The 20,212-nt window shown below is 66.7% G+C and carries 16 protein-coding genes; 6 read left to right on the plus strand and 10 right to left on the minus strand.

Annotation, left to right across the window (positions count from 1 at the left end; genetic code table 11):
* The first annotated feature begins 142 nt into the window (after nucleotides 1-142).
* On the plus strand, nucleotides 143-523 hold the full coding sequence (locus IEQ11_RS21010) for a VOC family protein (RefSeq protein WP_191822491.1): 381 nt from the start codon (nucleotides 143-145) through the stop codon (nucleotides 521-523).
* Nucleotides 524-575: 52 nt separating this feature from the next.
* Here IEQ11_RS21010 and IEQ11_RS21015 read toward each other — a convergent pair whose 3' ends face one another.
* From IEQ11_RS21015 to IEQ11_RS21030, 4 genes are all read right to left on the minus strand, one after another.
* Nucleotides 576-998, minus strand: coding sequence for a hypothetical protein (locus tag IEQ11_RS21015; RefSeq protein ID WP_191822492.1), 423 nt, complete (start codon nucleotides 996-998; stop codon nucleotides 576-578).
* Between the two features lie 85 nt (nucleotides 999-1,083).
* A complete protein-coding gene (locus tag IEQ11_RS21020; RefSeq protein WP_191822493.1) occupies nucleotides 1,084-1,422 on the minus strand; it encodes a hypothetical protein in 339 nt (112 codons plus the stop codon).
* 332 nt (nucleotides 1,423-1,754) lie between these two features.
* The gene (locus IEQ11_RS21025) at nucleotides 1,755-3,452 is read right to left on the minus strand and encodes a M28 family metallopeptidase (RefSeq protein ID WP_191822494.1); all 1,698 of its coding nucleotides are present in this window, start codon (nucleotides 3,450-3,452) and stop codon (nucleotides 1,755-1,757) included.
* A gap of 524 nt (nucleotides 3,453-3,976) precedes the next feature.
* Entirely contained in the window at nucleotides 3,977-4,867 is an 891-nt protein-coding gene (locus tag IEQ11_RS21030; protein ID WP_191822495.1) for a LysR family transcriptional regulator, read from the minus strand.
* 363 nt (nucleotides 4,868-5,230) lie between these two features.
* Between IEQ11_RS21030 and IEQ11_RS21035 the strand changes: the two genes are divergently transcribed.
* Nucleotides 5,231-6,775: an MFS transporter gene (locus IEQ11_RS21035; protein WP_191822496.1), complete on the plus strand. Its 1,545-nt coding sequence runs from the start codon at nucleotides 5,231-5,233 to the stop codon at nucleotides 6,773-6,775.
* Nucleotides 6,776-6,785: 10 nt separating this feature from the next.
* Here IEQ11_RS21035 and IEQ11_RS21040 read toward each other — a convergent pair whose 3' ends face one another.
* Nucleotides 6,786-7,691: a hypothetical protein gene (locus tag IEQ11_RS21040; protein ID WP_247024637.1), complete on the minus strand. Its 906-nt coding sequence runs from the start codon at nucleotides 7,689-7,691 to the stop codon at nucleotides 6,786-6,788.
* A gap of 166 nt (nucleotides 7,692-7,857) precedes the next feature.
* Here IEQ11_RS21040 and bla point away from each other — a divergent pair, with 166 nt between their 5' ends.
* The gene (gene bla, locus IEQ11_RS21045) at nucleotides 7,858-8,781 is read left to right on the plus strand and encodes a class A beta-lactamase (RefSeq protein ID WP_191822498.1); all 924 of its coding nucleotides are present in this window, start codon (nucleotides 7,858-7,860) and stop codon (nucleotides 8,779-8,781) included.
* Nucleotides 8,782-8,918: 137 nt separating this feature from the next.
* Complete coding sequence (locus tag IEQ11_RS21050) at nucleotides 8,919-11,030, plus strand: NHL repeat-containing protein (RefSeq protein ID WP_191822499.1); 2,112 nt, start codon at nucleotides 8,919-8,921, stop codon at nucleotides 11,028-11,030.
* Nucleotides 11,031-11,155: 125 nt separating this feature from the next.
* On the opposite strand, the gene IEQ11_RS21055 is transcribed toward IEQ11_RS21050, so the two are convergent.
* Nucleotides 11,156-11,611 carry a PA2169 family four-helix-bundle protein gene (locus IEQ11_RS21055; protein ID WP_191822500.1) on the minus strand — a complete coding sequence of 152 codons (456 nt, stop codon included), beginning with the start codon at nucleotides 11,609-11,611 and terminating at the stop codon, nucleotides 11,156-11,158.
* A gap of 345 nt (nucleotides 11,612-11,956) precedes the next feature.
* On the opposite strand from IEQ11_RS21055, the gene IEQ11_RS21060 reads away from it, so the two are divergent.
* A complete protein-coding gene (locus IEQ11_RS21060) occupies nucleotides 11,957-12,955 on the plus strand; it encodes a ligase-associated DNA damage response exonuclease (protein WP_191822501.1) in 999 nt (332 codons plus the stop codon).
* Nucleotides 12,952-14,562 carry an ATP-dependent DNA ligase gene (locus tag IEQ11_RS21065; RefSeq protein WP_191822502.1) on the plus strand — a complete coding sequence of 537 codons (1,611 nt, stop codon included), beginning with the start codon at nucleotides 12,952-12,954 and terminating at the stop codon, nucleotides 14,560-14,562. Before IEQ11_RS21060 ends, IEQ11_RS21065 begins: the two co-directional genes overlap by 4 nt.
* A 15-nt stretch (nucleotides 14,563-14,577) precedes the next feature.
* On the opposite strand, the gene IEQ11_RS21070 is transcribed toward IEQ11_RS21065, so the two are convergent.
* From IEQ11_RS21070 to IEQ11_RS21085, 4 genes are all read right to left on the minus strand, one after another.
* Nucleotides 14,578-17,217 (minus strand): excinuclease ABC subunit UvrA, encoded by a 2,640-nt coding sequence (locus IEQ11_RS21070; protein WP_191822503.1) that lies wholly within the window; start codon nucleotides 17,215-17,217, stop codon nucleotides 14,578-14,580.
* A 95-nt stretch (nucleotides 17,218-17,312) separates the two neighbouring features.
* Nucleotides 17,313-17,735, minus strand: coding sequence for a response regulator (locus tag IEQ11_RS21075; protein ID WP_191822504.1), 423 nt, complete (start codon nucleotides 17,733-17,735; stop codon nucleotides 17,313-17,315).
* A 7-nt stretch (nucleotides 17,736-17,742) separates the two neighbouring features.
* Nucleotides 17,743-18,189 (minus strand): response regulator, encoded by a 447-nt coding sequence (locus tag IEQ11_RS21080; protein ID WP_046657965.1) that lies wholly within the window; start codon nucleotides 18,187-18,189, stop codon nucleotides 17,743-17,745.
* Nucleotides 18,182-19,996: an ATP-binding protein gene (locus tag IEQ11_RS21085; RefSeq protein ID WP_191822505.1), complete on the minus strand. Its 1,815-nt coding sequence runs from the start codon at nucleotides 19,994-19,996 to the stop codon at nucleotides 18,182-18,184. The genes IEQ11_RS21080 and IEQ11_RS21085 overlap by 8 nt, the downstream gene beginning before the upstream one ends.
* Nucleotides 19,997-20,212: the final 216 nt, after the last annotated feature.

Raw genomic sequence — 20,212 nt, forward strand, 5'->3', positions numbered from 1 at the left:
GAACTTTAGCCGACGCGGCGTTACGCCGTTTGAGATGCCACCCGACTTCCGTCAATCGGTTTGTCGGTGGCTCGCAGATATATACGGCTTTTATCAATCGGCTCGCTTACGATCACGACACCCCCGTCTTCGTGCCTCGACCATGCCCCGCCCTACCCTAGCAACAATAGAGATCAAAGCCTTCCTTCCGACCCAAGACTTCGACTTCTCGAAGCGCTTCTACGAAGCCATCGGCTTCACCATCCCCTGGTCCGACGACACCCTCGCCTACGTCCACCACGGCCATTGCAGTTTCCTGCTGCAGAAGTTCTACGTCCCCGAGCACGCGCAGAATTTCCAGATGCATCTGCTGGTGGAGAACGCGGACGATTGGTGGCGGCATCTGGACGAGCTGAAGATCGCCGATACCTTCGGCGTGGCGATCGGCGAGCCCGAGGATCAGCCCTGGGCCATGCGCGATTTCACGCTTTTCGATCCCAGCGGAGTGTTGTGGCGGATCGGGCATAACTTGCCGCTTCGATAGTGCTGTGCATGATCGGCATCAAACATCGGCTCGTTGAAGCAATCCAGCCGCATCAACGGTGAAACGTGATGTCAATCCGATCAACGATGATGCCGACTCGTACGCCGTCGAGATAATCGTATTCCGGTGACATTGATCCCTCTTCGTCACCGATCACGAGGCCGCAAGCATGCACGCTGCTGCCGTGCAGAGTGCCGTGGATTTCATAACGCGAACTTCCGTCGACACGCTTGATCGTGTCTGGCATGTTGTCATCCAGCCGCCATATACGTAAGTCATCTATCTCCATCGCCGAAAAGCTGGCCCAGAGGTCGAGGCCGACATCGTCGCTAGTCGCTTCGCCGAAGCCGAAGCAACTCAGCACGATTGCACCGAAACCAATAATCACTTCGTCGGTTTCGTACACGCCCAGAACTCGCACGAGTCGGGCGTTGCTCGCCTGAGGGACTTGCTGGCTCGAAATCTTCATCGACATCTTGAGATGGCCTGGGCGGTGGTGTCACTTGCCATGGTTGCACGGGTGTCTGCGTCGCTCGGGGAACGGCCCTGGCGATGCCCTCTCAATCCACAGGTATATGCTCCATGGCCTCGCGAATCTTGGCCAGCAGTATCTCGCCGAGCTGATCGTCGCTGATCGGGCCGCCGTCTACGCGGCGCATGACTGTGTGGATCGCGAGGCCGAACGACAGTCGGAAATAGCGCATCAACCAGATTTTACTGTCGCGCAAGTCCGGCTCGACCGCGTAAGCCCGCGCGACGATTGCAGCCACGTTTTCACCGGCTCTTGCCGCGGCGCGCATGGCGTCGACCACGTCCTCGCTGAAATCCCTGGCGGGGCCTTCGCCGCGCAATGCGAAAGACCGGGAGTCTGCGGGGTTGCGCTCGGAAGGGTCGGTCATGGGGGTTGCTTCTGGGTGCGGTTGGATCAAGGGATCGTTTTTACGCGGCGCCCTGGGTATTCGGTGGAATGGGGCGGTGGGGAAAGCGAGAGCTCGACCTTAGTCGACGGGATTGGGGTTTACGAATCTTGATTGGAATGGTCGCGGGAGTTGAGGGTGCTCGGTCGCGGCTTGCGCCGCTCCTACAGGGGGGGACGAAGCTGGCGTCGCGATTGGGGGGCGGGCTTGACGATGAGCGGCAGCCAGAAACGAAACGGCCGCGAGGAGCGATGTGGGCTCCGACGCGGCCGTTTGGTTTTTAGCGCCGGGTGGGACCGGGCGCGGTTGCAGGCTTACTTGCTCGGACGCTGATCCGCCGTCTCGTCGCGCGCGGCGCGGAACTCGGAGTCTTCGCTCCAGTTCGGCCACTTGTTGGAGTTGGCCAGTTCGTTGCCCAGGGTGTAGAGGATCTGCATGTCGCGGGCCATGCCGGCGAAGGTCCAGGTGGATTCCCACTGGTCGGCGGGCTGGTGGTAGCGGTCGCGGTTGTAGGCTTCGCTCTCGGCCTTGCCGGCGGCGATGCCGCCGTCGACCTTGTCTTCGCCCGAGCCGAACGAGATCGCCGGGACGCCGCGCTTGGCGAAGGGGAAGTGATCGGAGCGGAAGAAGTGGCCGGCTTCGGGCTTCGGGTCGTCGACGTAGCTCAGGTTCCAGCGCTGGGCGGTGCTGATCAGGTCGGTCAGCAGGTCCTGCTTGGCGCTGCCGGAGGTGGTGAAGTCGCGCGAGGGGCCGGTCGGGTCGAGGGCGTCCATGTTGATGACGGCGACGGTCTTGGCCAGCGGGTACAGCGGACGCGCGGAGTAGTACTCCGAACCCAGCAGGCCCTTTTCCTCGGCGGTGACGTTGAGCAGCACGATCGAGCGCTGCGGCTTCTTGCCCTTGGCGAAGGCGCGGCCGATCTCGATCAGCGCGGCGGTGCCGGTGGCGTTGTCGACGGCGCCGTTGTAGATCTTGTCGCCCTTCGCATCGGGCTGGCCGACGCCCAGGTGATCCCAGTGCGCGCTGTAGATGACGGTTTCGTCGGGCTTCTTGCTGCCGTCGATGCGGCCGACGATGTTCTGCGAGGTGATGACCTGGCTGTCGACGGCGTAGTTGGCCGACAGGGTCACGTTCTTGAGCACGACCGGCTTGAACTCGCGGGTCTGGGCCTGCTTCTTGAGTTTTTCGAAGTCCAGGCCGGCGCTCTTGAACAGGCTGACGGCGAGGTCGCGCTGGATCCAGCCTTCCATCGTCGGGTGGGTGGCGCTGGGCTTGTCGCGCACCACGTCGAACATGGTGTTGGTGTTGGAGTTCTTGACCGTGGCCCAGCCGTAGGACGCCGGCTCGGTTTCGTGGACGATCAGCAGGCCGAGCGCGCCGCGGCGGGCGGCTTCTTCGAACTTGTAGGTCCAGCGGCCGTAGTAGGTCATGGCCTTGCCGCCGAAGTCGCCGTTGCCGGATTCGAAGTCGGGGTCGTTGATCAGCACGACGGCGATCTTGCCTTTCAGGTCGACGCCCTTGAAGTCGTCCCACTGGCGCTCGGGCGCGGCGACGCCGTAGCCGGCGAACACCAGGGGGGCGTTCTTGAAGCTGACGCTCTTGGAACCGTCGAGCGCGGCGCGCACGGCGATCTCGTTGCCCTGGGTGAGGGCGCGGGCCTTCTTCTTGACCGCGACCGACAGGGTCGGGGTGCCGGCGATTTCGGTGCGCAGCAGCGGCACGGCCTGGGTCCACAGGCGCTTGCCGTCCTTGAGGTCGCCGCCGGGCTGGATGCCGGCCGCCTTCATCTGGGCGACCACGTAGTCGATGGTCTTGGTCTCGCCGGCGGTGGCCGGGCCGCGGCCTTCAAACTCGTCGGAGGACAGGGTCTTGACCTCGTCGGACAGGCGCTTGGTGTCGAAGGTCGGGGCTTTGGGCGCCTTCGGGGCTTTGGCGGGCTTGGCGGCGTAGGCCGGCAGCGACAGGACGGCGGCGCAGAGCACCGCCAGGGGCGTGGCGATTGGCAACTTCATTGGGGAGGCCCTCGGTAGGTCGGCCGATGGTAGCTAGGTGGGGGTGAAGGGTCTATCGGGCTTTGGCTGGGGATGGGGGTTTGTTTGTGGGTGGAGTGGTGGTGGACGGGCTAAGAGCGAATCCCCCTACCCCCCTTTTGCAAAGGGGGGAAAAGCGTGGCGCGGGGACTGGAAGGTGGCCGGTCTAGCGGCTGATCGGCTATCGGTTCGTCGGGCTATCGTTTGAGCGCCTGTCGGTTTGTCGGCGTATCAGGTTGTCGGCCCATGGGTTGATCGGGCTATCGGCTTGTATGAGCGTGCGGGTCAATTCGCCCACTTTGAAAAAGGGGGCTGCGCCCTGCGATGTGTGAGGTCGGGTTGTAGTGGCTGGCGCGGGGGATTTGCTTTTGCGCTTGGTGTTGGAGGAAGAGCAAATCCCCCCTGCCCCCTTTTTTAAAGGGGGGAAAAGCACAGGGCAGTCGGAGAGACGACGAATCGGAGAAACGCGACGAATCGGAGAAACGCAGCCAAGCGGTTGCGGCGGCTCAGGCGCCACGCAGGCGCATCGGATTCGGCGCGGGGTTCGGCGCGGTGGCCGGCAAGTCGCGGATCAGTTTGCCGAACTCGCAGACCGCCGGCGCGGCGTCGAGCGAGTTCCAGATCAGCACGAACTCGGCGTCGGGCAAGGTCGGCAGGCCGTATTCGCCGTCGACGATGCGCATGCCCGGTTCGACGTCGTCCTCGGCCATCACCGTGATCGCAAGGCCGGCGAGGATCGCCGCGTGCAAGCCCTGCTGGCTCGGCGAGGTGAACACCACATGCCATTCGACCGCGGTGCCGTCCAAGGCCGAGATGCCGACCTGCCGGTTGATGCACGGCGGCGGGAAGAAGGCGAACGGCAGTGACGTGTTGGCGGGGACGTCGAAGTAATCGGCAGCGACCCAGACCCAGCGCGTGCGCCGCAACACGGTGCCGGCGCCGCTATCGGGCAAGGCGATGATCACCGCGAGGTCGAGTTCGTCGGCTTCGACCATCTGCCGCAGGTCCATGCTCATGCTGACGCTGACGTCCAGGCGGATCGACGGGAACGCGCGCGCGAACTGACACAGCACATTGGGCAAACGATCGCCGATGAAGTTTTCGGGCACGCCGAAGCGGACCACGCCGGCGATCGGCGAGGGCTGAAAGCGCCGGGTCAGTGCGTCCAGCGATTGCAGGATCTGGCCGGCATGGCGCAGGAAGTCTTCGCCGTCTTCGGTCAGGGTCAGGCGGCGGGTGGTGCGGCGCAGGAGCGGGCGGCCGACTTGATCTTCCAGGCGGCGGATCTGGTGGCTGATCGCCGACTGGGTCAGGTGCAGGCGCTCGGCGGCACGGGTGAACCCGCCGGTTTCGGTGACGGCGACGAAGGTGCGCAGCAGGGCCGGGTCGAAGTCCATGGGCTCAGGATACGGCGATTGATGATGGGCCGTAATGGGTTCCACAAAATTAAATCATTTCTCTCATGAGTCGGGGTTGGGGAGAATGATCGGTGTCGCTCGATTGGCGATGCCGCCCACCGCCGCGGACCGCGAGGTCGTTTGCATAGGGACGCTCTGTCGGGCGGGCGCTTTAACCGCGACGCTTTTCGATCGGGTCGCTGAGGTCTTTCGCATACCCAACGAAAGACTTCGACGCCGCGAAGCGATCCCGCATCAGCCAAACCATCGGCCGACATCGCCGACGTCATCACGATGCACCGCCCAGCCGCGCCTCACGCGCGGCGATGCGAAGCCCTGCCCCACCGTTTCCCTGGATGCCCCATGCCCCTGTCCCAATCCGGCAAAAACACCCTCGCCCTCGCCTCGGTCAGCCTCGCCGCGCTGATGTTCGGCCTGGAGATCTCCAGCGTGCCGGTGATCCTGCCGACCCTGGAAAAACAGCTGCACGGCGATCTGCGCGACATGCAGTGGGTGATGAACGCCTACACCATCGCCTGCACCACGGTGCTGATGGCCGCCGGCACGCTGGCCGATCGCTACGGCCGCCGCCGCGTGTTCGTGCTTAGCGTGATCGCGTTCGGCGTGACTTCGCTGATCTGCGGCGTGGCGCAGAGCATGCCGGTACTGATCGCCAGCCGCTTCGCCCAAGGTATCGCCGGCGGCGCGATGTTGACCTGCCAGATGGCGATCCTGTCGCATCAGTTCCAGGCCGGGTGCGAACGCGGCCGCGCGTTCGCGATCTTCGGCATCGTGTTCGGCGCCGGGCTGGGCTTTGGTCCGATCATCGGCGGCGCCATCGTCGCGCTGTCGAACTGGCACTGGGTGTTTCTGGTGCATGTGCCGCTGTCGGTGTTGACCTGGGTGCTGATCGCGCTGGGCGCGCAGGAGTCGCGCGATCCGCAGGCGCATAAGCTCGACCGCGCCGGCATCGCCACCTTGTCGCTGGCGGTGCTCGGCCTGACCTATTACCTCACCCAGGCGCCGGAGCAAGGCTTCGCCAGTCCGGTCGCATTGGCCGCACTCGCGATCGCGGTGATCGGCTCGATCGCGTTCGTGATCGCGGAGAAACACTCTGCGCATCCGATGTTCGATTTCGCGGTGTTCCGCATCCGCGATTTCTCCGGTTCGATCATGGGATCGATCGGCATGAACTTCAGCTTCTGGCCTTTCATGATCTACCTGCCGATCTACTACCAGAGCGCGCTGGGCTACGACACGGTGAGCGCGGGACTGGCGCTGCTGGCCTACACCTTGCCGACCCTGCTGATGCCGCCGCTCGCCGAACGCTTGTCGGCGCGTTATTCGTCCGGGGTGGTGATTCCGCTGGGCCTGTTCGCGATCGGCGCGGGGTTTGTGGCGATGCGTTACGGCAGCGCGGTCGCACACGCCAGTTGGCTCAGCATGCTGCCCGGCGCCTTGCTCGCCGGCGCCGGACTGGGCCTGACCAATACCCCGGTGACCAATACCACCACCGCCGCGGTGCCGAGTTCGCGCGCCGGCATGGCCGCGGGCATCGACATGAGCGCGCGCTTGATCACCCTGGCGATCAATATCGCCTTGATGGGTTTGATCCTGGTCGCGGGCATCGCCGCGCATCTGCGCGAAGTGTTCGGTGCGCGTTTCGACGGCGCGCAGTTGCGGCAACTGGCCGGGCGGATCGCGGCGGGGGATGTGAATGCCTTGCAGTCGGTCAGCGGAGGCACGCATGAGCTCGCGCACGCCGCGTTGATCGAAGGCTTCGGGTGGGTGCTGTGGTACGGCGGCATCGGCGTGTGCGTGTTGGCCGCGCTGAGCCTGGCGATCTTCGCGCCGGGCCGCGCGCGCTCGTCCGCGAGCGACGCGCAAGCCGCCTCGTGCGCTCAGTAAGCACCCGCCATCAGAAGAACGCGATGCCCGGCCGCAGCACGAGTTGGAAGATCAACAACTGCGCGATCACCGCCGCCACCGGCACCGCCAGCGACCGCGCGGGCGCGATGCCCGCCGGCCGCGCCGACGCGGTCGACCACGCCGCGGCCTGCAACCACCACACGCCGATCACGAACTCGGCGACCGGCACGATCGCGACCTGATCGAGACTGCCCGGCACCCGCATTGCGATGATCAACGGCAGCGCCAACAAGGCTGGCAGGGTCGCGATGCGGAAGATGAAACCGCTGCGCCGCCCCGGCGTGGCGATGTCGCCGGCCTGCGGCGCGAGCGCGAGCAAGGGCCTGGAGAAACCGATCGCCAGCGCCGCGATCAACGGCAGCGCCATCAGGCCCAACGCGAGCTTGGTGGCCGCGCCGAGCTGCAGATAGTCGAAGGCCATGCCGACATCGTTCTGCGGCACCACCGAGCCGACCACGATCTGCGGCAGCGACTGGAAATAGCCGTGGAACGCCATCCAGATCGCGAACAGCCGCCAACCCATGCCGCGCGGCGGGCGCAGCTTGAGCCACACGGTGCAGGCGATCGCGACCAGCAAGATCGCCAATGCGCCGGTGCCCTGGAACAGATGCGCGAGCGGGTTGTCGCCGTCCCAATGATGATTGTTGTGGAACAAGGTCGGCCGCAGGCCCGGGGTCAGCGCCTTGGGCACCACCAGGAACAGTTCCTGGATGAAGAAGATCAGGCTGAAGCTGAATGCGTACAACGCGGTGGAATGCAGCGTGTGCCGCCAGTTCCATTCGCTGCGCGGCGACAGGCTCGCAGCCGCGCCGCGCGAGCGCAGCACGCCAACCGCGCCCCATAGCAACGGGCCGACCACGACGGTCAGCAGCGAAGCGATTACGACCCATTGCACGGTAGCGTTCATGCGGTTGCCGCAAACTGAGTTCGTGCAGGAGATACGGCCGGCGCGGCGACGGTTGCAGCCGCTGCAAGGATTTCTTTTGCCTGCCGCGAGAATTCCTCGTTTGTCGCGGTGAGCCACGCTGCCAATAATCGGGTTCCCCGAAGGAGACCTGCCCATGCAACGACGCGATTTTCTGCAATGCGCCAGCGGCCTGCTGCTCGCCGCCGGCGCGAGCGCCAGTTTCGGCACCGCCGCGCTTAGCCTCGCACCCCAGGCCGGACGCGAAGCCAAGCCCGGCGACTGGCGGACGCGCCTGCGCGATCTCGAAAAGCACAGCGGCGGGCGGCTGGGCGTGGCCGTGCTCGACACCGGCAACGGCGAGCGCATGCTGTGGCGCGAGAACGAACGCTTCCGCATGTGCAGCACGTTCAAGTATCTGCTGGCCGCGGCGATCCTGCGACAGGTCGAATTGGGCAAAGTCGCGCTGTCGCAGCAGGTGCCGATCACCGCCGCCGACATGATCTCGCATGCGCCGTTCACCCAGCCCTTGGTGGGCCGCAGCGCCAGCGTCGCGCAGTTGTGCGAGGCGACGGTGACGCTCAGCGACAACCCTGCGGCCAATCTGCTATATCCCTTGGTCGGCGGCCCGCAGGGCCTGAACCGGTTTCTGCGCGAGATCGGCGACGGCGTCACCCGCACCGACCGCACCGAACCCACGCTCAACAGCGGCGCGCCCGACGACCCGCGCGACACCAGCACGCCGAGCGCGCAGATCGCCACGATGCAGCGTCTGCTGCTGGGCGATGCCTTGAAGGAATCCTCGCGCCAGCAGTTGATCGCCTGGCTGGTCGCCAACAAGACCGGCGACAAGCGTCTTCGCGCGGGCTTGCCGGCCGGGGTACGGGTCGGCGACAAGACCGGCAGCGGCGACGATGCGACCAACGACGTCGCGATCGTCTGGCCGCCGGGCCGCGCGCCGCTCCTGATCGTCAGCTATCTGGCCACCGCCAAGCTCGACGGCGCCGGCCGCGACGCGGTGCTGGCGTCGCTGGCGCGGATCGCGTCCGATCATTTCGCCATCAATGCTGCGAAACGCTGAGTCCACGCAACAGCATCTTGCGATCGCTGCATAAGCGGCCCGCGTGGCCGCTTATGCATTGCGCCGCGCGCGCCGTTTAGAATCCAGATTGGTGCGGGCCCGCCGCTGTCGCGCGGGCTTGCGTAACAAGGACTTGAATGAACCGAACCATCTGGATCTGTGTCGCGATCGGCCTGACCGCGGCCGCGCTCGCCGCGACCTTCGTGATCGAACCCGGCGCGCCGCGCGCCTTGTTGAACGCGGCCAAGCCCGCGCCCGCTCCGACACCGTTCGGCTGGAACGCGCAACTCGAACTGATCGCCGGCGACGGCGTGCGCGGCGTGCGCGGCTTGCGCAACGCGACCGCGGCGCAGGCGCGCTTCGCCGATCCCTACGGACTGGCGCGCAGCGGCAACGGCACGCTGTACCTCGCCGATGCCGGCGACAACAACCTGATCCGGCTGATCCGCGCCGACGGCAGCGTCGCCACCGTGGCCGGTTCGATCGAAGGTTTCGCCGATGGCGCGGGCACCAAGGCCGCGTTCAACACACCGTCCGGCTTGGCGCTCGATAGCCTCGGCAATCTGTATGTCGCCGACACCGGTAATCACGCGATCCGCAAGATTTCGCGGCAGGGCGTGGTCAGCACCTTGGCCGGCACCGGCGTGGCCGGTTATCGCGACGGCCCCGGCGCGCAGGCGCAGTTCAACGGGCCGATCGGCGTGGCGGTGAGTCAAGCCGGCCGCGTGTTCGTCGCCGACACCTACAACGACCGCATCCGGGTGATCGAACCCGACGGCACCGTCGGCACGCTCGCGGGCGGCGAACGACCCGGCGACAGCGACGGTGCGGCGGCGATCGCGCGTTTCGATACGCCGACCGCGCTGGCGATCGACGCGCAAGGCATCGTCTGGGTCGCCGACACCCGCAACCGCGCGATCCGCCGGGTCGAACCCGATGGCGACGTCAGCACCTTGAACCTGTTGCCGACCGTCGAAGGCGACAATCCGCTGTCGCGCCCGACCGCGCTGGCGATCACTCACGACGGCCTGATGTACGTCGGCGATATGTCGACGGGATTGGTATTGCAGATTCGCGCCGACGGCAACTGGGTGGCGCTGACCGGCAATGCGCAGGAGCAGCGTCTGTCGCTGCCCGCGGCGATGACGCTCGATGCCGACGGCGCGATCTATCTCACCGATGCCGGCAGCTACCGCGTGCATCGCATCGCACCGGCCGCGGCGCAACCGATCGTCACCGTCGCCGGGCCATCGCCGCTGGATCCCTTGCCGTTCACCGCCGGACGCTGGCCGCTGCATCCGCAGGACGCGTGGCACGAAGTGGTTGGCACCCTGGGCGAAGTGCGCGGCGACGGACGCGGCGAAAGCCGCCATCACCTGCATGGCGGCTTCGACATCCGCGGCGACATCGGTCAGCAGGTGCTGGCGATCGCCGACGCCAAGACCAGCAATCCGTCGAGTTCGTGGGGTTACGGCAGCCTCGGCGAAGGCGCGTCGCTGGATACGATCAGCTACATCCACATGCGCGTGGGCCGCAACGGCAAGGGCGAACCGATCGATCCCGCGCGCTTCCAGCCGATCGTCGGCGACGACGGCAAGACCGAACGCATGCGCCTGCGTCGCGGCACCCGCTTCAAGGCCGGCGACGTGCTCGGCACGATCAATCCGATGGCGCATGTGCATCTGGCGCTGGGTTCGAACGGTTACGAGCGCAATGCGGTGACCCTGGGTTTCGTGCACTACGCCGATCATTACGCGCCGCGGATCGAACGCATCCAGTTGCTCGACGCATTGGAGCAGCCGCTCGCGCAGAAGGAACAAGGCCGCCTGCTGGTATCGCGCGGACAGCCGGGCGTGCAGATCGTGGTCGAGGCCTGGGATCAGGTCGACGACAACCTGGCGCGGCGCCGGCTCGGCCTGTACACGCTGGGCTATCAATGGCTCGACGCCGCGGGCAAGCCGCTGGCCGGTTACGAACAGCCGCGCATGAACATCGAGTTCGACCGCAAGCCGCCCGACGACGCGACCAAGGTGCTGTACGCCGCCGACAGCGGCATCACCGTCCACGGCAGCGCGATTACCCGCTTCCGCTACGTGCTGACCAACATCGTGCGCAACGGCAAGGTCGCCACCGGCCTGTGGCTGCCGAACGAACTGCCGGCCGGCGACTACACCTTGCGCATCAGCGCGCGCGATTACAGCGGCAACGAGGCCGTTGCGGGACGCGATCTGGCGATTCGGTTGCGTTGATCGTCCGCTACTGAACTACAGGCATGAAAAAGCCCCGTCGTCGCCGACGGGGCTTTCTCTCATCGCATTTCATCGCAGCGCCGATTCAATCCACAGCGAACGAATCGCGAATCCTGATCGAGCGATCAAGACGCAGCTTTCAGCGTGCGCTTGCGCGTGCTCATCACCTGATGGCATTCGCGCACCTGCGGCAACAGGCGCTCGACTTCGACGCGCGCGGCCGGCGGAGTGTCGCTGTCGGACAAGGTCACGTTGAAGGCCTTGAGCAGACGGTCTTCCGACTCTTCCAGTTCGGCCACGTAGCCGTACTGGGTGTCGCCGAGGGTCGCGCGTACCTTGCCGTAGAACTGCTGCATCGAGCCGACGAAGGTGCCGTGCTCGGCCGGCTTGCCGCCCGCGGCGACCACCGCCGAACTCAGGCTGGTGACGATGTCGGCCTTGACGCCTGCGATGCGCACGAACAGCGCGGACAGTTCGGCATCTTTCACCTTCTGCGCCGCTTCGGTGTAGAAGTCCTTGCCGTCGCGCGCGATTTCGATCAGGTCGTTGAGGGTATGCGTGGTCTTCGTCTGGGTATTCATTGAAGCTCCTGTCTGACCAGCAACATCGTGTCGCGCTGGCCGTGTGGGGATGATTGCTCGTAATGAGCCGGCGATGTGCGCCGGTGCCATGGACTATTTCGCATCGCTCATTAAGACCTCGTGACCCTCGCACGCAACGATTCATGCAATCGCATGCGCTGAATAATTCATATTCTGGATTCGCGCGACAACTCACGCTGCGTTGACCTTCGCGGCGATCCGGATTCGCATTCATCGTGCGGACACTACGAGTTCGATTCGACTCGCGTGCAGCCGCGGACGATATGACGATCCCGTCACGACGCGTTTTGCACAGTGGCGCCACCCAATCGTCGGACCTGGCGCATGCAGCCTGATGATTTGATCGTGGTCCGTCCGCAAGGGCTGTATTGCCCTGCCGGCGATTTCTACATCGATCCCTGGCAACCGGTCGCCACCGCGATCGTCACCCACGGCCATGCCGACCATGCACGCGTCGGCATGGGCACGTATCACGGCAGCGAAGAAGGCTTGCCGATCCTGCGCTGGCGACTGGGCGAGCAGGCGTATCGAAGCCACGCGTATGGCGAAGCCTTCGATCTCGGACGCGTACGCGTATCGCTGCATCCGGCCGGGCATGTGCTGGGTTCGGCGCAGGTGCGCATCGAAGACGGCGACCAGGTCTGGGTCGTATCCGGCGATTACAAACGCCAGCACGATCCGACCTGCAGCGCGTTCGAGCCGGTGCCGTGTTCGACCTTCATCACCGAGTCGACCTTCGCGCTGCCGATCTATCGATGGCCGGACACGGCGCAGGTCGCGGCCGAGATCGTCGAGTGGCGCGAGCACTGCGCCGCGCGCGGCGAGACGGCGGTGTTGTTCTGCTACGCGTTGGGCAAGGCGCAGCGCATTCTGGCGGAACTCGCGAAGCACTCCTCGCGACCGGTGTGGGTGCACGGCGCGATCGCGTCGGGCGTGGATGTCTATCGACAGGCCGGCGTGGCCATGGCCGATACCGAACTGGTGGCGGATGCGAAGTCGCGCGACGAATGGGCCGGCGAACTGGTGCTGGCGCCGCCGTCGGCTGCGGGCTCGGCCTGGATGCGCCGGTTCCGCCGCGTGCAGACCGGGTTCGCGTCGGGCTGGATGCGCATCCGCGGCAATCGGCGTCGGCGCAACTTCGATCGCGGCTTCGTCATCTCCGATCACGCCGATTGGCCGGCGCTGCTGCAAACCATCGAGGAAAGCCGCGCCGAACGGGTGATCGCCCATCACGGGCGCTCGGAAGCGCTGTTGCGCGTGCTGGCCGAACGCGGTCTGCGCGTGGATCGCTTCGATACCGGCGTGGAAGGCGAACGCGCATGAAACGCTTCGCCGCCTTGTTTCGCGAACTCGATCGCAGCACCGCGACCTCGGACAAACGCGCCGCGCTGATCGACTACTTCCAGGCCGCCGCGCCGCGCGACCTGGCCTGGGGCTTGTGGCTTCTGTCGGGCCACAAGCTCGGCAAGATCGCCAATCAGCGCGAGCTGCGCGATTGGGTCGCGCAGGAAACCGGGCTGCCCGGCTGGCTGATCGACGACAGCTACGATCAAGTCGGCGACCTCGCCGAGACGCTCGGCCTGCTGCTCGACGAACCCGAAGCCGCCGCGGCTGTCGACCGGCCACTGCACGAATGGATCGAACTGCGACTCGCGCCGCTGAGCGGCGTGGACCCGGCGACGCGGCGCGAGGCGGTGGTCGCCGGTTGGCGCGGGTTGCAGGCCGAACAACGTTTCGTGTTCAACAAACTGCTGACCGGCGCCCTGCGCGTGGGCGTGTCGCAACGGCTGGTGCAGCAGGCGCTGGCGCAATGGTCCGGCGTGGACATCGCGCTGATCGCGCAGCGCATGCTCGGCGCGTGGCAGCCTTCGCCCGAATTCGTGCAGCAGTTGCTGGCGAAGGAAACCACCGCGCGGGACCGACAGCAGCCGTATCCGTTCTTTCTCGCCTCGCCGCTGGAGGCCAAGGACGATTCGCCGCCCGCACAAGTATTGGGACCGATCGAGGACTGGTTGCTGGAATGGAAGTGGGACGGCATCCGCCTGCAGTTGATCCATCGCCAGGGCCAGTCGCTGTTGTGGTCGCGCGGCGAAGAACGCCTGGACGGGCGCTTTCCGGAAATCGAAGCGGCGGCGCGACGCCTGCCGCGCGATTGCGTGCTCGACGGAGAGCTGCTCGGCTGGCGCGGCGGCGACGCGCAGCCGCTGCCGTTCGCCGCCTTGCAGACGCGGATCCAGCGCCGCAAACCGGGCCCGAAGATTCTGGCCGACACGCCCGCGCGCATGCTGGCTTACGATCTGCTGGAGCTCGACGGCGAGGATTGGCGGCCGCTGCCGCTGCACGAGCGCCGCGCCGCGCTGGCGACGTTGCTGACGGCGCATGCCGATCCGGCGATCGTGCTGTCCACGCAGGTCGACGCCGCCGACTGGACCCAGGCCGCGGCGTTGCGCGAACAGGCGCGCGAACGCGGCGTCGAGGGGCTCATGCTCAAGCGCCGCGACTCGACCTATCAGGTCGGTCGACGGCGCGGCGACTGGTGGAAATGGAAGATCGATCCGCTGACCATCGATGCGGTACTGGTGTACGCGCAGGCCGGCAGCGGCCGCCGCAGCACCTTGTACACCGACTACACCTTCGCGCTATGGGACGGCGGGGCGCTGGTACCGATCGCCAAGGCCTACTCGGGCCTGGACGATCAGGAAATCCTGCAACTGGACCGCTGGATCCGCGCCAATACGCTCGAACGCTTCGGCCCGGTGCGTTCGGTGACGCCGCTGCACGTGTTCGAGCTCGGCTTCGAGGCGGTCAATCGTTCGAGCCGGCACAAGTCGGGCATCGCCGTGCGCTTTCCGCGCATTCTGCGCTGGCGCCACGACAAGACCGTCGAACAAGCCGATCGGCTTGAGACGCTGAAAGCGCTCGCGCCTTAGAACGAGCCCGCGGCTTCAGCCGAGCACCCGGCGCAGATACGGCACCGTCCGGCTCGCCTTGGCGCGAGCGACCTGCTGCGGCGTCCCGCTGGCGACGATCGCGCCGCCGTCTTCGCCCGCGCCCGGGCCGACGTCGATCACCCAATCGCTGTCGGCGACCACGCGCATTTCGTGTTCGACCACGATCACCGTATTGCCGGCATCGACCAGCCCATGCAGTTGCGCCATCAGCTTGTCGACATCGGCCGGATGCAGGCCGGTCGTGGGCTCATCGAGCACGTACAGGCTGTTGCCGTGCTGGCTGCGTTGCAACTCGGTGGCCAGCTTGATGCGCTGGGCTTCGCCGCCGGACAGTTCGGTCGCCGGCTGGCCCAGGCGCAGATAACCCAGGCCGATGTCGCGCAACAGGGTCAGCGGACGCCGCACCCCGTCTTCGTCGGCGAAGAACGCCAGCGCCTCGTCGACCGTCATCGCCAGCACCTCGGCGATGCTGCGGCCGTTCAACACGACCTCCAGGGTCTTCGCGTTGTAGCGACTGCCGTGGCAGGTCGGGCACGGCGCGTACACGGTCGGCATGAACAACAGCTCGACCTGGACGAAGCCCTCGCCTTCGCAGGTTTCGCAGCGCCCCTGCGCGACGTTGAACGAGAACCGGCCGGCGTTGTAGCGCCGGCTCTTGGCCAGCGGCGTGCCGGCGAACAGTTTGCGCACGTGATCGAACAGGCCGGTGTAGGTAGCCAGATTCGAGCGCGGCGTGCGTCCGATCGGTTTCTGATCGACGTTGACCAGACGCTTGATCGCGTCGGCGCCGCGGTGGATGCGTCCGGCGGTCTTGGCGATTTCGCTGGGCTGCGGTTCGCCGCTGTCGGATTCTTCGACCGGCGGCTCGTGGCCGAGATGGTCGCCGACCAGTTCGACCAGCGCCTGGCTGACCAGACTGGATTTGCCCGAGCCCGACACGCCGGTGACGGCGGTGAACACGCCCAGCGGAAAGCGCGCATCCAGGCCGTGCAGGTTGTTGCGATGCAGGCCGCGCAGTTCCAGCCAGCCGCTCGGCGAACGCGGCGTGCGCGCCTGCTTCGCGGCGGCATCGTCGGCGGCGAACAAATAACGCCCGGTGTGCGACGCGGCGACCGCGCGCAAGCCATCGGGCGGGCCGCTGTAGAGGATCTGCCCGCCGTTCTGCCCTGCGTCCGGACCCACGTCCACCAGCCAATCGGCGCGGCGCATCATGTCCAGATCGTGCTCGACCACGAACACCGAATTGCCGGCGTCCTTGAGTTGATCCAGCGCGCGATGCAGCGCTTCGCTGTCGGCCGGATGCAGGCCGGCGGACGGTTCGTCCAGCACGTAGACCACGCCGAACAGGTTGGAGCGGATCTGGGTCGCCAGGCGCAGCCGCTGCAGTTCGCCTGGCGATAACGTCGGCGTGGTCCGGTCCATCGCCAGATAGCCCAGGCCCAAGGCCTGCAAGGTCGCGATGCGTTCGACCAGATCGTGGGCGATGCGTTGCGCGGCGATGCGTTTTTCCTCGGACAGGTCCGGCGTGCGGCGCACATCGGTGCCGCCGGCATGCGCCGATCCGCCCGCGGCGACGCGTTTGGCGGTGTCCTGGGCGCTGGCCGCGCGGCTGCGCGTGGTGGCCTTGGTCGGCGCGTCGAAGCGTCCACTCGCGGCCGGCGCCAGCACTTCGGCGATGCGGTTGAGCGACAGCCGCGACAGGCTGCCGATGTCCAGTCCAGCAAAGGTCACCGACAGCGCTTCGCGTTTCAGGCGGCGGCCGTCGCAGACCGGGCACGGCGCGCCGCTCATGAAGCGCGCCACGCGTTTTTTCATCAACGCGCTCTGGGTGGTGGCGAAGGTGTGCAGCACGTAACGGCGCGCGCCGGTGAAGGTGCCCATGTAGCTCGGCTCGGCCTTGCGGCGCAGCGCGGCGCGGGTCTGCGCGGGGGTGAAGCCGGCATACACCGGCGCGACCGGTTGCTCCTCGGTGTACAGGATCCAGTCGCGGTCCTTCTTCGGCAGATCGCGCCAGGGCACGTCGACGTCGTAGCCCAGGGTGACCAGGATGTCGCGCAGGTTCTGTCCGTGCCAGGCCGGCGGCCACGAGGCGATCGCGCGGTCGCGGATGCTCAGCGACGGGTCGGGCACCATCGCCCGTTCGGTGACTTCATACACGTAACCCAGCCCGTGGCAATTCGGGCAGGCGCCTTGCGGCGTGTTCGGCGAGAAATCCTCGGCGTACAGCATCGGCTGCTTGGGCGGATAGGTGCCGGCGCGCGAGTACAGCATGCGCAGCAGGCTCGACAACGTGGTCACGCTGCCGACCGTGGAGCGAACGTTCGGGGTGCCGCGCTGTTGTTGCAGCGCCACCGCCGGCGGCAGGCCGTCGATCGCGTCCACGTCGGGCACGCCGACCTGATCGATCAGGCGCCGCGCATACGGCGACAGCGATTCCAGATAACGGCGCTGCGCCTCGGCGAACAAGGTGCCGAACGCCAGCGAGGATTTTCCCGAGCCCGACACGCCGCTGAACACCACCAGCGCATCGCGCGGGATATCGACGTCGATGTCCTTGAGGTTGTGCTCGCGCGCGCCGCGCACGCTGACGAACGCGCCGAAGCCGGAATTGTTTCGAGTGGATTGCTTTGCCATGGATCAGCCGAAGGACGCGTATCGACGGCTATTGTGCGCGAGCCGGTGTTAGCCGGGCATGCAGCGCGCGGCGTTGAGCCGGCGGCGAACGGGCTTCACAGGGCCGGCACCCGGGGCGAATCGGCTTCGGCCGGATCGGTTTCGGCCTCAGTCGGCGCGCGCGGCCGGTGCTCGTCGATCAGGGCCTGCAGCTGCATCGGCAGCAATTCCAGCCGATTCTTGTCCCAGACCGTTTCGTCCAGATGCTCGGTCGCATCGGCGGTGGCGCCGGTCAGGAACACGAACAGGCTGGCCGGCGCCTGCGCGCGCACGATCGCGCGCGCGGCCTCGCCGTCGAAGCCGGGCAGGTTGAGGTCGCACAACACGATGTGCGGCGCGAACTCGGCCAGGGCCGCGCGCAGTTGGGGCTCGCTGTCGACCCGGCGGCTGACCCAGGCCGCGGGCCAGCGGCCGAGCTCCAGGGTCGCCAGCTCGACATCCTCGGCGACGTCGTCGACGAACAGCAGGCGCCAGGTCATGGCCGGCTCAAGCTTGCGCCTTGAACGGCGGCTCGTTGATCACCGCCCAGAACTTGCCGAGCGTGCGCACCGCCTCGAAGAACTGGTCCACGTCGACCGGCTTGACCACGTAGGCGTTGACGCCCAGGTCCCAGCTTCGCACCAGGTCGGCTTCCTCGCGCGAGGACGACAGAATCACCACCGGCAACTGCCGCAGCTTTTCGTCCTGGCGCAGCGCTTCCAGCACTTCCAGGCCGTCCATGCGCGGCATCTTGATGTCGAGCAGCAGCACCGAGGGATCGCCCTCGCCGCGATCGGCGTACTTGCCGCGACGGAACAGGTAGTCCAGGGCCTCCACGCCGTCGGTGACGTGCACGATCGGATTGATCAGATTGGCCTCGCGCAGGGCGTCGATGGCCATTTCCGCGTCGTAGGGGCTGTCTTCGGCGAGCAGGATGGTGCGGATGTCAGTCATGGCCCGAAGGTCCCCTGGCGAGTTCGGCGTTGGAAGGAAGGATGAAGTGGAAGGTGGCGCCCTCGCCCGGCCGGCTCTCGGCCCAGATCCGGCCGTTGTGGCGGGTCAGCACCCGGCGCACGCTGGCCAGGCCAATGCCGGTGCCGGCGAACTCGCTGGCCGAATGCAGGCGCTGGAACACGCCGAACAGCTTGCCGGCGTAGGCCATGTCGAAGCCGGCGCCATTGTCACGCACGCTGAAATGATGGTTGCGTTCTTCGTCGTAGCGATGCTCGACCTCGATGATCGCGGGCTGGCTGTTGACGCTGTACTTGACCGCGTTGCCCAGCAGGTTGAGCCAGACCTGGCGCAGCATGTTCTCGTCGCCGACCACCACCGGCAGCGCCGACAGTTTCCACTGGATGTTGCGGCCGGGCTGGTCCATGCGCGCATTGGCGTCGAGCATCGAGCGCGTCTCCTGCGCCAGCGACTGCATGTCCACCGCCTGCAGGCGCATCGCGCTGCGGCCCAGGCGCGAATACACCAGCAGGTCATCGATCAGGTCCGACATGCGCTTGGCCGAACTTGAGATCACCTGCAGGTAATGCCGCGACTTTTCGTCGGCGGCCTCGCCCAGGTGACGCTGCAACTTGTCGGCGAAGCCGGCGGTGTGGCGCAGCGGCGCGCGCAGATCGTGCGAGACCGAGTAGCTGAAGGCCTCCAGCTCGCGGTTGACGTCGGAGATCTGCTCGACCTTGCCTTCGAGCTGGCGGTTGAGTTCGTGGATGCGGTTTTCGCCGGCGCGACGGGCGCTGATGTCGCTGGCGGTGATCATCACCGTGTTTTCTTCGGTTTCCGGCAGCGGCATGCGGCGCGCGTTGATCATCATGACCCGGCGCACGCCGTCGTGGGTGATCTGCTCGCGCTCGTAGTCCCACAGCTCGCGGCCGCGGTTGAGCACTTCCGCCAGCCGGCGCGTGGTTTCCTCGTCGGCCCAGGCACCGCCGCTGAGTTCGGTCAGCTTCTGCCGTTCGCCGGGCTCGTCGCGCATGCCGTACAGCTCGCCGAAGGCGACATTGGCCAGGACCACGCGCAAATCGCGATCGACCACCGCGATCGGCTCGCGCACGGTGTCCAGCACCACCGAGGCGTGCGCGCTCGCGGTCTGCGCGTCGCGCTCGGCGTTCAAGCGCCGGCGCATCTGGCGCAGGGCGAAGAAGCTGATCGCGGCGAGCACCAGGATCTGCGCGAGCACCGCGCCCCAGCGGGTCAGTTCGGTCAGGCGGATGCGCTGTTCGTACTGGGTCTGGCGCTGCGCCAGCAAGTCGCGTTCTTGCTTGATCAGCGCGGCGATCAGGGCGCCGACCGGATATCGGGTCACCGCCTGACTGATCTGTTCGGCCGGCAGCGGCTGGGCATGCGGCTGGGCGATGTCGTGCATCGATTGCAGCCGCAGCCGCACCTGTCCGCGCAATTCGCCCAGACGCAGTTGCTGGCCCGGGTTGTCCTGGGTCAGCCGCTGCAGGGCCAGCAGTTCCTCGGTCACGCCGGTACGCGCGTCGGCGATGCGTTTATCGAAGCGCTCGCTGCGCGGGACGCCGGAGGCCAGGGCCAGCGAGGCCGCCTCGACGTCGCGGATGTTCTGGCCCAGGGCCTGGGCGCGGGCGTCGACTTCGAGGGTGTGCTGGACCCAGTCGGCGGCTTCCACCGCGGACTGGTTGGCCTGCAACAGCACCCAGGCCGGCGCGACCACGATCAGCACGATCACGATCGCCAGCCCGGTGGCCTGCCAGAACGGCGAAAGTCGGTCGACGGAGCGTAGGGGCATGAGTAGGAAGGCCGTCTGGGTCAGGTCGCACCGCGCGGCCATACGCTCCCGAGGCAGGCCGCATCATCGCGTCGAGGCCGATTGTGTGCAATAGGCTGGGTGTCATGGCACACCGTCGGCACAATCGGCGGCCCAAGCTGAAAGGTTCAGCGTGGCGGTGCGACATCGCGTGGGTTTGATGCGGCGGCGTTACATCCGCGGTGGCGGCACCGGCCG

Origin of the sequence: Lysobacter capsici (genome assembly GCF_014779555.2) — a bacterium.
Classification (GTDB): Bacteria; Pseudomonadota; Gammaproteobacteria; order Xanthomonadales; family Xanthomonadaceae; genus Lysobacter; species Lysobacter capsici.